We start from the raw sequence: 12,969 nt of genomic DNA, 5'->3' as shown, positions 1-12,969 counted from the left end.
CAGTTTCAGCCAATACTTTTATTTTTATATCGGATAACAGAAGAATGAGCCTCTTCCTAACGCTGAAAGAGGCATTTTGTGCTTTCGTTTATAGCCATCAGGTTTAACAGATTGGAGCCTCAGAGACTACTCTCTGGGGCTCTTTTATTGGCAACCAGACCTATTTGTAATTCTTATTCATTACTTGACTGAACAGTGATAAACTGTGGAATAGCCTTTAACGTTTTGGCAAAGTAGCATTGCACGGATAAGATGGAGGACTGGATAACATGTTGCTTGCAAATAATGTTAAGTTAAAGGATTTGCTGAACGGAAATAAAATGGATACATCTTCCTTTTTACATATAGCGATCGCGCTGACTGAATCCGTACATAAGGCTCATAAGCAAAACCTACTGATCGGTCATTTGAATCCAGCAGGGATACTCATTCAATCGGAAATAAATAGTGTTGTGCTCACAGACGAAAGAATAATAGATTACGCCTACCTATCTCCTGAACAAACAGGCAGAATCAATCGTAAAGCTGACGAACGAAGCGATTTGTATGCAATCGGCATGATATTTTATCACATGCTCGCAGGTCGTCTGCCCTTTCAAGCTCAGAATAGGGAAGAATGGCTGCATGCCCATCTTGCGATTGTGCCAATGCCTTTGCGTGAGGTGCGTTTGGAGCTGGAGGATTCTCTCGAAAATATAATTATGAAGCTGTTGTCGAAGAGGCCAGAAGACCGCTATCAGAGTGCTTTTGGATTGTTGTTTGATTTGAAAAGCTGTGCTTCTTCTATGGAGAAAAAAGGAGAGATCATCCCTTTCGAAATCGCTCGTGTCGATGAGGCTAGTCGGTTTCAGCCGCCAAAAACTCTTTTTGGTCGTGAAATGGAAGGAAGGGCGCTCCGCGAGGTTTTGCAACAGGCGCAAGCCGGCGTGTCTTCGTTCGTATTCGTTAGCGGAAGTGCAGGCAGTGGAAAAACCGCGCTTATTCGAGAGTTTCAGGTGCTGGCTAGAAAAGAAGGCAGTCTGTTCATTGGAGGAAAATGTGATCTGATGAATCGTGACGTTCCTCTCTCGCCGCTCTTGCAGGCTCTGCGGAGCTTGATTCGGCAAATATACAGCCAGTCCCCTGAACGAATGGCAAAGCTGAAGTTACAGTTGGAAGAGGCATTAGGTCAAGGAGCAGCTGTTATCGTACAGCTGCTGCCAGAAGCAGCTAAGCTTTTTGGCGAACTTCCGTCTGTGGAGCCGCTGCCTCCTGCTGAAGCGGCTATTCGGTTTCATCGCTTGATTCCTCTTTTTATGAATATATTTGCTGAAAAGGAACATCCTCTCCTTATTTTTCTAGACGATCTACAATGGGCAGACTCAGCTACGTTGGATGTCCTTCGTTCGCTTGCCCATGCTCCCAATCGACTAAACTTACTAGTACTAGGAACGTTCAGAGTGGAAACGGCTTCTGGCTGCTCGGACAACGGAGCAAATCAAGGTGAAGCAGCCGTATGGATGGAGAACACACTTAACTTGCAGCATGCAAGCTCATCCATACCTGTACAGCATATCGCCCTCGAAGCGCTGACCTATTTGGATGTAAGGCAAGTTCTTTCGCATGTTCTTAACGAAAATTCGGCTCGTGTACGAACACTTGCAGAGGTGCTATATCATCGAACAGGCGGTAATCCACTATTCGTACATCGTCTTCTAGACAGCCTGTATCGTGAGAATAAGCTTTATTATGATGAGGAAGCTGCGATTTGGAATTGGGATGGTGCGGCAGTTGCACAAATACCGGAACATCCTGACATTCTTCATTTAATCGGGACCCGTATTCGTATGCTTTCACCGGATATGGTTGAGCTGCTTGCCATAGGTGCTGCGATTGGTCATCGTTTTCATTCCTCTACGATCGCTTTAGTAAGCGGCCGCTCTCCGCTTCATACACTTCAGCTTTTACGTTTAGTAGAGGAAGAGGGTTTATTAAGTAGAGAAATTGAAATGGATGATGCAGCAGCGGATGAAGGTTATTATACATTTATGCATGACCGTGTGCAGCAGGCAGCTTATATGACTATTGCCGAAGCGGAAAAAGCGAGCTTGCATCTGACCATCGGCCGTGTGCTACGCGACCATTCATTAGAAGAGCGTGAACACTCCATTTATGATGTGGTGTATCACTTGAATATGGGCAGCGATAAGCTGGTAAATGAAGCAGAAAAGATGGAGCTAGCTGAATATAATTATCAGGCCGGTTTGAAATCGAAGGCAGCAACAGCATTTGCGGCTGCTCTGCACTTTTTTGAAAAAGGCTTGCAGCTTGCGGGGGGTGATTGGAGGAGTACGAGCTCACTAGCCTATCGTCTGATGCTGGAGCTGCCTGAATGTGAATTTATGTGCCGTCGCATAGACAAGGCAGAAGCTCTGCTCGAACAATTGATGTCCTGTACTACGGACTTGGTGGAGCGCTCTCAGATTTACCTGAAACGCATAGCCATGTATTCGTACTTGAAGAATGACGAGCTTGCTGTCCATATTGGAAAGCAGGCGCTGGCGGAATTTGGCTGGATTTTTTCCAGTAAGCCCTCTAAAGCTGTCATCGTAAAGGAATTGATCATGACGCAAGGTGCATTATTTAGTATGCGGCATGAGATTATGAATTTACCGATTAATCGTAATCCTGAGTATAAAGCCTTGTCGGACTTGGTCATGGCGATATCTTCTTCTGTATTTACATTAAGCCTTGAACTGTCTGCTGTACTTTTCTCGAGGTTCATTCGCTACGCTCTAAAGCATGGAAGCAACGAAGCGTTCGCTTTTATGCTTGCTGGCTATGGCATGATTATTTTTAAAATTTCTTTCTACCATACGGGACCCCAATATATAGATTTGGCATTTAAGCTATCAGCCTCCTTTGAAAGCTCGGATTTGCGAAGCAGACTGCACTATATTAAGGGGCTTGTTGGGCTGCAGCAGAATCCTGAAGCAAGCGCCAAGCATTTTGAACAATCGATTTATTATGGGATGGAATCAATTAATCTGTCTTATGTAAGTATCGCTATGCTAACCTCTACGACCACTCATACCGGTGATTTGCATACACTTACTGCTCGGATTTCGAATTATGAAGAAATTTCACAGCAGCTGCTGGATGAAGTCACAGTTAATGTCTTTCGCATTGCGAGGTGGTATGTGGCACAAATGCAGGATGGAGCGGGCGAATACGATGAAGTCGTAGTGCCGTTGCTGAAGGATCGATTCGAGGAGAAGCTGAATAATGAGGTTTATTATACTTGTACCAGCCAGATTGAAATTGCTTATTTGTTCGGACGATATCACGATGCCCTGGAATGGGTAGAGAAGGGCAAATTCAACACGTATCGTCAAACCCGGATGCAAGTGCGCAAACAGCATATTTACCATTCCCTGACGCTTGCTGCCATGTATGCGGAGGCAGCGGTGGATGAGCAAAAGGGCATTCGTGCAAAGCTTAACAAGCAATTGCGCAGCATGAGGCAATGGACGGGATATTACGGGAATGAATCTTCAGCATATTTGCTCATAACAGCTGAGCTCCACCGTATTGATGGTGACCGAGTGAATGCAGCCAAAGGATTTGAGGGAGCGACCCGAGAAGCTCGAAGAGAAGGAAATGGGCTAATGGAGGCTATTTCTTGTGAGCGTGCTTCAATCTTCTATAGGGAAGCTGGGAGTATTACCGGAGCGGATGTTCTGATTGCAGATGCCTGCGCTGCTTATTCAAGATGGGGTGCAACTGCTAAAGCAAAAAGACTGATGGAGTCAAATTCCAAGCTGAAATTAGCTATGGCGGAACTACAAACAGAAAGCGTGGCTGCCACTGAGGAAATTGGACAAGTAAGCACTATCCATGAAACCACGCCAATGTTCGTTGATGAAAAGGCGTTTATACGGCAAATTACAGATTGGTCAAGAAAGGCAGATGACTCTAATGTAATGAGCCAATTCCTGGAGTCGGCACTTCGGTATTCCGGTGCGGAAAAGGGATATATGCTGGAGAGCCATGAAGAGATTTTTACCATTGCAGATCATGCTGGCACTAGAAATGAGAGTGATGGAGAGGTTTCGTACGCGGAGGCTATCGTCCGTTATGTGGTTAAGACAGGTGATTCGGTCGTGCTTGCAAATGCTTCACGCAGTTCATACGCAGCTGATCCCTATATCACTCGCAGTAAGTCTCAGTCTGTTCTTTGTATGCCGGTTTCCTTTCCAGGAACATCATTGAAATCTGTTCTTTATTTGGAGAATAATCTGTTCTCCGATGTATTTACGAAGGAGATACTGGAAGTGCTGGATCTTATGATTGCACGTATGGTTTATTTGAAATCGTCAGAGGAATTCCTAATTCAAAGCAGTGCGTCTGCGTCTAGTAGCGATTCGGAGTACAGTCCATTAGATAACGCTGACAATACTGCAGAGCCACAGCCGCTAGTTGAACTGCTGACAAATCGTGAAGCAGAGATTTTGTATGCTTTAACCGATGGATTGTCAAATAAGGAAATCGCCTATCGTTTTGGATTAAAGGAAAGCACCGTGAAAAGTTATGTATTCCATCTATACGGAAAATTAGGCGTGAAACGGCGCAGTCAGGCCATTGCGCGTGCAAAAGAATTAGAACTGGTTACTTAGTTGTATGGGATAGGCATTTATATGTGGGAGAATACAATAATTACTCATAAGATTGGAGAGGTGAGAATGAGAGGCGGATACAGTATCCTTAGGGAAATTCATAGAAAAGATTTTATGCCTAATGGGAAGGACTATGGCCTATTAGACTATGAATTCGATAATATGATCCGTTTTCTTGAGAAACAAGGGTACCTAGAAAGAGTATTGAGAGTGGGCGACGCCTATTCGCTAAAACCAGCAAAATTAACGTTAAAGGGACTCCAGCTTCTGAAGGATAAATCTGATTATGAAGAAACCTATCCCGCAAGGAATGGTTTGATTGAATGGGTTAGATCAGAGAAAGAACATTATTCTAATTGCTAGGCTCCACCAATCACACAGAAGAGAATGTCCCAAAGATAACATGATTTGCTTAAGAAATCATGTGAATATTGAAAAAATGGCGTTACAGAGATTTATTTCTGTGACGCCTTATTTTTTATTTATTGGACATGCCACGGGCAATACTAAGCTCTAACCAGCTCTTTGGCGTACTGCTTGCCTGCCGAAAGAAGAGTAGCGCTCAGTTCTGGATCGTGAACAGACCGTGCAAGAACAAGAGTGCCGACCATTGTACTGATCAGTGCGCTGCCCTTGGTTGTGTCAATTTCCGCTAGATTGGAAATAAAAGCAATCATCCGCTCCAGTTCGTGGGTGAATACCTGCCGGACCTCTTCGGAAGAACGGGAAATTTCGCCAGAAAGAGCAGGAAGAATGCAGCCCATCTCTGTTTTGTCGCGGTGATACGGACTTAAATAATAATCGATGACACTATTGATTTTGGGATTTTGCTTCTCCTGATCAGCAGCATTCTGCAAAATGGCTATGGTATCGCTGATCGCATACCGGCAGGCTTCGGCGACCAGCTGTTCTTTGTTGTCAAAGTGTGAATAAAACCCTCCATGCGTAAGTCCTGCCCCCTTCATAATGAACGGAACACTTACATCGAGTATGCCCTTCGTGCGAAAAGCTTGGGCAGCACTTTCAACGATCTTATTCCGCACTTTCATCTTATGACCTTTGGGATACGGTATTGTAATCACTCCACAGCTTCATAATTGTATCTTCAAAATATTATAGTCGTCATAATATAGAGTGTCAATTGAGAGAGTTAGCAACGGTTAGCTAGCGGAAGGGGTTAATACGGCTGTTGACGGTTTTAAAATATGATGGTTATAATATATTACGGTCATCATATTTTAAATGGTTACATCAGGAGGGATCAGGAAATGAGTAAGCTCGAATCCGTAGAAACATTGGTCATTGGATCAGGTCCGGGAGGTTATGTGGCGGCGCTTCGTTCTTCACAGCTTGGAATGAAGACGGCGATTGTGGAACGCAGTCAGCTCGGCGGGGTCTGCACGCATGTTGGCTGTATTCCATCCAAAGCATTAATTGCAGAATCGCATCGCTATGATTTGCTCAGGCAGTTCAATCATGCGGATGCGGCAGCAGCATTTGAAATTGCGCAGCATTTCAAGCAGGGAATTGTGAAAAAGCAGGCAGGAGGAGTTAGCTATTTATTAAAGACTGCTGGTGTGAGCATTTTGGAGGGAGAGGCCAGACTGGTTGATAAACATACAGCAATTATTCAGCAAAGCGGCCGAGAGCAAACCATTTCTTTTGAAAACGCCATATTGGCAACGGGATCTCGTCCGATTGAGCTGCAAGCATTTCCGGTTGGAGGACGGATTTTATCTTCCACAGAAGCGCTGTCGCTCCCTGAAGTTCCGACCAGCTTGGTCGTTATTGGCGGCGGTTATATCGGGATCGAACTCGGCCAAATGTATGCCAAATTTGGAACAAAGGTATCGATTCTAGAAGGAGGAGAACAAGTGCTGCCGGGCTTCGAGGCAGACCTCGCGATTCCTGTGGTTCGGCAGTTGAAAGCCGATGGTATACAAATGATTACTGGGGCGACAGCACAGAAAGTGGTGCAGCATGCTGATTCAATTACACTGCATTATTTAAAAAATAAGGAGCAACATGAGGTTACAGCGGAGTATGTGTTAGTCACTATCGGCAGAAAACCAAATACAGACGGTCATTTAGGGCTTGCGAACATAGGCTTGCCCGTGACGGGCAGGGGACTGATTGAGACAGACGAACAGTGCAGAACGGTTATTCCTAATATTTTTGCCATTGGAGATATTACGGCTGGTCCGGCACTCGCCCATAAGGCTTCTTACGAAGCAAAAATTGCGGCAGAAGCCATTGCTGGTCATGCCTCTGAGGTTAATTATAAAGCCATTCCGCTCGTCGTTTTTTCTCATCCAGAGCTGGCCAGCGTTGGTTTAAATGAAACGGAAGCAAAAGCTAAGTCCATTCCGATTGTTATTGGCAAAGCTTCTTTTGCAATCAATGGAAGAGCTCTGGCATTGAGGGAGACTGAAGGGTTTGTAAAAATTTTAGCGGACTCAGCCTCAGGAATCGTGATCGGTGCACAAATCGTTGGCGTGGAGGCTTCAACACTCGTATCAGAGCTTGGCCTTGCTATCGAGATGGGGGCAACCGTGGAGGATTTGGCTTTGACCATTCATCCCCATCCGACATTGGGAGAAGTAATTATGGAGGCTGCCGAAAACGCGGTTAGAAAAACGATGAAGATAAAAAAAGAGCAGAAGATTTAACTGCGAATAGAGAATGGGAGAGATTGAGGAATGAAAATAAAAGTTGGTTTTTATATTGGGATTGCGATTGCGCTGATCGTTGGAGGTTCACTTCTTGTTGTTAAAGGAAAGGATGCTGTCAGTCTGGCTGAGATGAGGAAACAAGGTGTGCTTGAGGCGGAGCAAACGACCCTGTTTTATCAGAAAAGTCCAGGTTCGATTGTAGAGGTGGGTGTGGCTGCGGGTGACTGGGTAAAACGGGGTGATGTGTTATTCAAGGTTAAATTAGCTGAAGAAGGAGAAGAAGATGTGCTTGCACTAGATGACGGGTTGATCAGCAGGATTCCGGTTAAGCCGGGGGATCAAGTAAAACAAGGAGCGCCTATGGCGGTTTTGCAAAAAAACAACTATTATACAGATCTCTACATACAGGAAAGTGAAATCCAGAAGCTTCAGGTTGATCAAAGCATTGGTATTCATTTTCCGTATTTGGATGATCCCGCACAGGTGACTGGTATTGTGACTTCGATTTCAGCGGCTCCTCAATTTGCAAACCTGCGCATGTCACGTGAAAAAGGGCAAGCAGATTTAAGTATGTTTCTTGTCCGAATAGCTGTGGATTCAAATGCTGATTTGCTTCCGGGGATGACGGCGGAGGTGAGACTTGATGAAATCGCTGATTGACGAATGGAGGTACGTATCGGGCAGTAAGTATTTGCGTTTAATCTTTATTGGTCCGCTTGTTGCGGCCTTATTTTTTGGTTTAATGTTCTCGCATAACCAAATTAGCGAATCACCTGTTGTAGTCATTGATGAGGATCACAGCTCGTATTCGCGGCAGCTGATCTCGAAAATAAATGCTTCCCCCTACATGAAAGTTACAAATGTGTACGCGAGCCGCCTGAGCCCGGAAATAATGCTTGCAAATGAGCAGGCTGTAGCGGTCATCATGCTACCTAAGCAGCTTCAGCAGATTCAGCAGCAGGGCATATCAACGAATATCGGCATTTTAATGGATAACACGATGCCCTCAGGGTTAACCGGCATTCGGACAGCGATTCAGGAAGTCATCGCAACGGAAAATATGACCCTTTCTATGTCCCGTCTGGTTCAAAAAGGGATGGACGCCGAAACCGCTAGAGGCGTTGTTTCTCCGTTGTCTCTTCAGCAGCGGATGCTGTTTAATCCAACCACAAGCTATGTCGGCTTTATGGTGCTTGGTTTTGTAAACATTGTGGTTCTCATGATTACAACAAGCGCAGCGGGCTCTATTGCGCCTCGTTTGCGTCAGGAAGGGAAGCTCTTTGCAAACGGAAAGTCGCCCTTGCAGCTTTGGATTCGCAGTGTTCCTTACGCGGTCATGACCGCCCTTTCGCTGCTCTTATGTTATGGATTACTGAAGCAGGTGGGGGGAATGCGGTTTGAAGCGGAGCCTTATCTTTTTATTATCCCATTGCTTGTTTATGCCTTTGCATTGTCACTTATGGGGCTGTTGATCGGCTATTCTGCCAAAGATTTGTCTAAAGTCAATTTGCGAACCAGCTTCGTATTGTATCCTTCATTTCTTGCAACTGGAATTCAACTGACTCCGCTTGCTTTCCCAGAGCCATTTCAAATTTTTGCATGGGTATTGCCAATGAACTGGCTTAACCGCCTCATACGCGGGATGGCGTTTCGGGATGGAGCGCTAACAGCCTACAGTCAGGAGCTCGGAGCACTGCTAATCATTATAGGCGGCGTGTCCTTATTCACTGGATTACTGGTACTGCGGGAAGCAGGGAAAACATATTCCAGCCGGGAACGAGTCGTGAGTGCGGACATTCTGCCGAGCAGCGGTTCGTTAAATCGTTAAGTTCCTTACCCGTTCGAATAACGCCCTTGACTAAGATAGATACCCTATTTCAGTCAAGGGAACACGGGGGAATACGAGAGTTCAGATTCTCGACTGTTCGAAGGTTTGTTTATTCGCGTTTAATAAATAGTTTAAAGACACTATTTTTCAAATAATCAAGGGAGTAAAAAACAGGTTTATCGTTATCGTCATAGTGGAGCTGCTTAATAAAATAATTTCATTGCCGAGTACATCGATAGCATTCTGGTCCAACAGTTTGGAGCTGTTTAACGCGCTAGTACCACTAAAACTAATTAATGCAATAATACCTTGGCTAATAAAAATAGCACTTATCATCGTTGTGAAAGATACCATAAACAGAACCCAGAACAAATAAAACAACGAAACTATTATCGTGTCCACAAAATTAGCATTTGTAAACAATAAATTCACTTACATATGCTTTTCGGGGATCGTAGATCATTTATTCCTACGTTTTCCCTCTATTCGGGCGATTTCCTACCATATACCGAATCCACGTTCCGCGAGTTTTCATTTTAAGAGCATGTTCATCAAAATAAGGCATCATCGTTCCGTGTCAATCACCAGATTCAGAAATAAGAGGCAAGTTTTGTTTATCCTTTACCCAAAACAAAAAAACTCCAACAGCATTAACCGCTGTTAGAGTACATTACGCAAGCTGTATCGATCCAGAATAAGTACGAATATCTCCACTACTTTCTCGACTCCGCAGCATCCAAGGCATCTGCCTCATCCGAAATACGAACATGCAGCGCACCCATGCCTCTTGATGTGCTTGCTTGTGAAGTTGAATTCGGTTGTAAGAAGTCAATCATGGCTTGAATAGCTACTTGAGGATCGACAGTTTCTCCACACGTGTAGCAATCCAGCGCTGCAAAGCCTTTTTCCAGATAGGTGTGAATGGACATGTGACTCTCAGATAAAAGAATAAGAACCGTGGCGCCCTGTGGTTCGAATTGCTTGGATTGGACCGAAAGAATCGTAGCTCCACTCGCTTCAGCTGCTTGAACCATTTGTTTGCATATCAGGTCAGCTGCATTTAAGTGATCAAAATCAATACCCCAAGCATCCACAGCAACATGACCTTTAACTTGCTTGCATGTAGTCAAAGCAATCATTGCACTGATCAGCTAACTCTCAAACATAGCGAGGAATCGCTTCTGCATTTCCTCCGGGCTCACGATTTCAATAGTCGTATAAATCATCCAATAATGTCCGAACGGATCCTTCACACTTCCCGCACGGTCACCATAGAATTGATCCGTCATCGGATTAACACTTGTCGCTCCAGCCGCAATTGCCTGCTGGAACAGCTTATCCGCATTGTCGACTTGAAGTTGGACACCAACCGTTGTATTGCCCAAAGTTTCCGGCCCCAGAATACCGTAATCAGGATATTCACCTGCGAGTGATATTTTGGCTCCGCCGATTGTAATTTCAGCATGAGCCACTTTGCCACCAGGCTCTGTCAAACGGTAAATCTCTACCGCATCGAAAGCCTTCTTATAGAACTCAATCGCCTCCGCAGTATTCTTGATCCATAGGAATGGAGTTGCATTAATCATTTATTTCCACCTTCCTTTTTCCCGAATGATGAGCTATGCAATATCGCTAGATGCAATCATGTGGACTGTTCCCGCCTCATATAAATATCCTAACCGTTCTCCAAATAAGGGTATAGTAAAAAATTGACCCTATATTTAATTATTGACCGATTGATATAACATCGTCTGCGATTGAATAAAGATTTAACTGTGGATCGCAACATGATTGTGATGCCTGCCTTGCATTGAGAAATAATCTGTAGGATTAAGACTGGAGAACGCTTGAAAATCCTTAATAAAATGCATCTGATCATAATAACCGCAAGCGATAGCGACATCCAACCAATTGACGCTCTTGGCTCGGTCTATTCTATTCAATACCTCCTGAAAGCGGCGAAGTCGACAGAAGAGCTTGGGAGTTAACCCCACTTCTTCTTTAAAAACCTGGATAAACCTCCTTTGGCTTAAACCGATTTGTCCGATTACATCCGAGAGGGGTCTAGTATGAGGCAAGCTCTGAAACTCGGTAAGTGCGAAACTTACTGCCGGATGTCGTATCAGCGGTCGGGAGGCTAGCTTTATCAGACTTTCTTCAAGTATTCGAAATTTATCGACCAAAAGTTCCGATTGAAGCAACATCTCGCGCAGATCACGGGCTCTGACTCCCCACAGTGTATCCAAGGAAACATGCCTATTATGTAGTTCATTCACAGGCATTTTAAGAAATGGATAAATACCACCCGGTTTGAAATGTATGCCCAAGACCGTGGTCTCTGTGGAAGTATCAATGATGAAATATTCGGAATGCGGCCCGCAAATAACAGAGCTGCCATATGTCTGCAACGGGTCCTTATATGCTCGGTCAAACAATTTTATCTTATCTTCACGCAGGTTGATTACAACTTCTATCGAACCATCAGGCAGCGATAGCTCCTTCGAATGAGGTGGACTATATCCTTCGAAATACCAGAAGTAATCTACAAAACTTGATAAAGGAGCTTGCGGAATATACGTTTGTAACAACATAGCATATGTGCGACCAGAACCATGGAAGTTAATCCGTGGAGTCGCTCCCTCCTCTCATGTAGAGTACCAGAAAGACGTCAAACCAGCATATATCCGAACATGTTAAATAGGGCGCAGATCTTCGTTAAGTTGTGTTAGCATGTTCCACGGTGATGACGACATTTCCTTTTTTGTGCCCTTTTTCTACATACCTGTGAGCCTCAGGAATTTGTTCCAACGGATAGCATATTTATGACTGATTTTATTTTCCCCGTCTCCATAAGCTCTTTGAGGAAAACTAGATCCTTCGAACTCACCTTTGCGATCCCTTGCCCTTCAACTGTCAAGTATGTCCCGTTCTCGATGACCTTATCGGCTCCCAGAAATTTCACCATTTCTACATTTGTGGTACTGCACACACCGGTAACTTCTGCCCCATAATACTTGGCAAGCTGTATGGCGGAAGTTCCTAAGCTACAACTCCATCTTCAGGCAGACAAGTGTACTCGGAATGAGCGCGAAAACGCATCCCTGTTAATGCATACACCTGGTCACGTTACTAAAATCATGTTCTTCTCATATTATTAACTCAACTTTCGCACCTGCGAAATACTAGATAACCCTTATGGTTACAAGGAATATTAGGGATATATTGCACGTCTTGACAGAAAAACACCCTCTTTGTTCGGTATCATGGAAGTGTCGAGCAACCATGCAAACAAAGAAGGTGATGTAATTCATATGTTACACCAAGAGTCCTTGTCTGAACAGGCAAAAACACGTTTTTCTAGCGTGTTTTCATTATCGACGATTCCGTTTTAAACCTTAATCGGAGTAAGAAAGCCGAGCTGCTAGCTCGTGTATTCGACCACAAGACTGGACGCTTCACCAAGGGATTTGCCATGCTAACACTTGGTTGGTCAGATGGGTTTAGTTTTGCTCCAATTGACTTCGTCATGCTTTCTTCTGCCAAACTGGTGAATCGAATTTGCGAAATGAAGGAACATATTTACAAACGCAGTCATGGATATAAGCGTAGTCTGGAGGCACTCACCCGTAAACCGGATGCTGTCGTAGACTTGTTACAGCGTGCACTTTCTGCCGGATTTCCGTGAGTGGATCCTCGGTTTGCCTAGCTACATCAAGGGATTATTCATAGATTTAAGCTGCGAAAGTTGAGTATCTAAAATTAAAAAGCTATATTTTTTATTCACACGCAGTGACAATTATGTTCTTGCTATTCA

The 12,969-nt window shown here is 44.4% G+C and carries 9 protein-coding genes and 2 pseudogenes; 5 read left to right on the top strand and 6 right to left on the bottom strand.

Going from position 1 to position 12,969, the window contains the following annotated elements:
• The first annotated feature begins 269 nt into the window (after window positions 1-269).
• Window positions 270-4,655, top strand: coding sequence for an AAA family ATPase (locus tag MHH56_RS28140; protein WP_339204930.1), 4,386 nt, complete (start codon window positions 270-272; stop codon window positions 4,653-4,655).
• A 506-nt stretch (window positions 4,656-5,161) separates the two neighbouring features.
• Here the strand turns inward: MHH56_RS28140 and MHH56_RS28135 are convergent.
• Complete coding sequence (locus tag MHH56_RS28135; protein WP_339209751.1) at window positions 5,162-5,728, bottom strand: TetR/AcrR family transcriptional regulator; 567 nt, start codon at window positions 5,726-5,728, stop codon at window positions 5,162-5,164.
• A gap of 195 nt (window positions 5,729-5,923) precedes the next feature.
• Here MHH56_RS28135 and lpdA point away from each other — a divergent pair, with 195 nt between their 5' ends.
• From lpdA to MHH56_RS28120, 3 genes are read left to right on the top strand one after another with little or no spacing between them, the layout of a single operon-like run.
• Window positions 5,924-7,324, top strand: a complete 1,401-nt coding sequence (gene lpdA / locus MHH56_RS28130) for a dihydrolipoyl dehydrogenase (protein WP_339204929.1) — start codon at window positions 5,924-5,926, stop codon at window positions 7,322-7,324.
• A 30-nt stretch (window positions 7,325-7,354) separates the two neighbouring features.
• Window positions 7,355-7,987, top strand: a complete 633-nt coding sequence (locus tag MHH56_RS28125; RefSeq protein ID WP_339204928.1) for an HlyD family efflux transporter periplasmic adaptor subunit — start codon at window positions 7,355-7,357, stop codon at window positions 7,985-7,987.
• On the top strand, window positions 7,971-9,155 hold the full coding sequence (locus MHH56_RS28120) for an ABC transporter permease (protein WP_339204927.1): 1,185 nt from the start codon (window positions 7,971-7,973) through the stop codon (window positions 9,153-9,155). Before MHH56_RS28125 ends, MHH56_RS28120 begins: the two co-directional genes overlap by 17 nt.
• 147 nt (window positions 9,156-9,302) lie before the next feature.
• Here MHH56_RS28120 and MHH56_RS28115 read toward each other — a convergent pair whose 3' ends face one another.
• The 5 genes and pseudogenes from MHH56_RS28115 to MHH56_RS28095 form a co-directional block, all read right to left on the bottom strand.
• The gene (locus tag MHH56_RS28115; RefSeq protein ID WP_339209794.1) at window positions 9,303-9,587 is read right to left on the bottom strand and encodes a hypothetical protein; all 285 of its coding nucleotides are present in this window, start codon (window positions 9,585-9,587) and stop codon (window positions 9,303-9,305) included.
• A 281-nt stretch (window positions 9,588-9,868) separates the two neighbouring features.
• Window positions 9,869-10,294: an adenosylmethionine decarboxylase gene (speD, locus tag MHH56_RS28110; protein WP_339204926.1), complete on the bottom strand. Its 426-nt coding sequence runs from the start codon at window positions 10,292-10,294 to the stop codon at window positions 9,869-9,871.
• A gap of 12 nt (window positions 10,295-10,306) precedes the next feature.
• Window positions 10,307-10,741 carry a VOC family protein gene (locus MHH56_RS28105; protein WP_339204925.1) on the bottom strand — a complete coding sequence of 145 codons (435 nt, stop codon included), beginning with the start codon at window positions 10,739-10,741 and terminating at the stop codon, window positions 10,307-10,309.
• Between the two features lie 183 nt (window positions 10,742-10,924).
• Window positions 10,925-11,746: a helix-turn-helix domain-containing protein gene (locus MHH56_RS28100; protein ID WP_339204924.1), complete on the bottom strand. Its 822-nt coding sequence runs from the start codon at window positions 11,744-11,746 to the stop codon at window positions 10,925-10,927.
• Window positions 11,747-11,870: 124 nt separating this feature from the next.
• Window positions 11,871-12,278, bottom strand: a pseudogene (locus MHH56_RS28095) (zinc-binding dehydrogenase); the annotation flags it as partial.
• Between the two features lie 238 nt (window positions 12,279-12,516).
• On the opposite strand from MHH56_RS28095, the pseudogene MHH56_RS28090 reads away from it, so the two are divergent.
• Window positions 12,517-12,834: pseudogene (locus MHH56_RS28090) on the top strand (IS4 family transposase); the annotation flags it as partial.
• Window positions 12,835-12,969: the final 135 nt, after the last annotated feature.

It is taken from the genome of Paenibacillus sp. FSL K6-3182 (genome assembly GCF_037976325.1).
GTDB lineage: Bacteria > Bacillota > Bacilli > Paenibacillales > Paenibacillaceae > Pristimantibacillus.
The sequence above is the reverse complement of the archived record's forward strand: the minus strand, read 5'-3'. Positions and strand labels throughout refer to the sequence as shown.

What these genes read in the sequence shown, in the direction of transcription:
- speD (WP_339204926.1), bottom strand. Translation starts at nt 10,294, where the DNA reads ATGATTGCTTTGACTACATGCAAGCAAGTTAAAGGTCATGTTGCTGTG.
- MHH56_RS28105 (WP_339204925.1), bottom strand. Translation starts at nt 10,741, where the DNA reads ATGATTAATGCAACTCCATTCCTATGGATCAAGAATACTGCGGAGGCG.
- MHH56_RS28125 (WP_339204928.1), top strand. Translation starts at nt 7,355, where the DNA reads ATGAAAATAAAAGTTGGTTTTTATATTGGGATTGCGATTGCGCTGATC.
- MHH56_RS28140 (WP_339204930.1), top strand. Translation starts at nt 270, where the DNA reads ATGTTGCTTGCAAATAATGTTAAGTTAAAGGATTTGCTGAACGGAAAT.
- lpdA (WP_339204929.1), top strand. Translation starts at nt 5,924, where the DNA reads ATGAGTAAGCTCGAATCCGTAGAAACATTGGTCATTGGATCAGGTCCG.
- MHH56_RS28100 (WP_339204924.1), bottom strand. Translation starts at nt 11,746, where the DNA reads ATGTTGTTACAAACGTATATTCCGCAAGCTCCTTTATCAAGTTTTGTA.
- MHH56_RS28120 (WP_339204927.1), top strand. Translation starts at nt 7,971, where the DNA reads ATGAAATCGCTGATTGACGAATGGAGGTACGTATCGGGCAGTAAGTAT.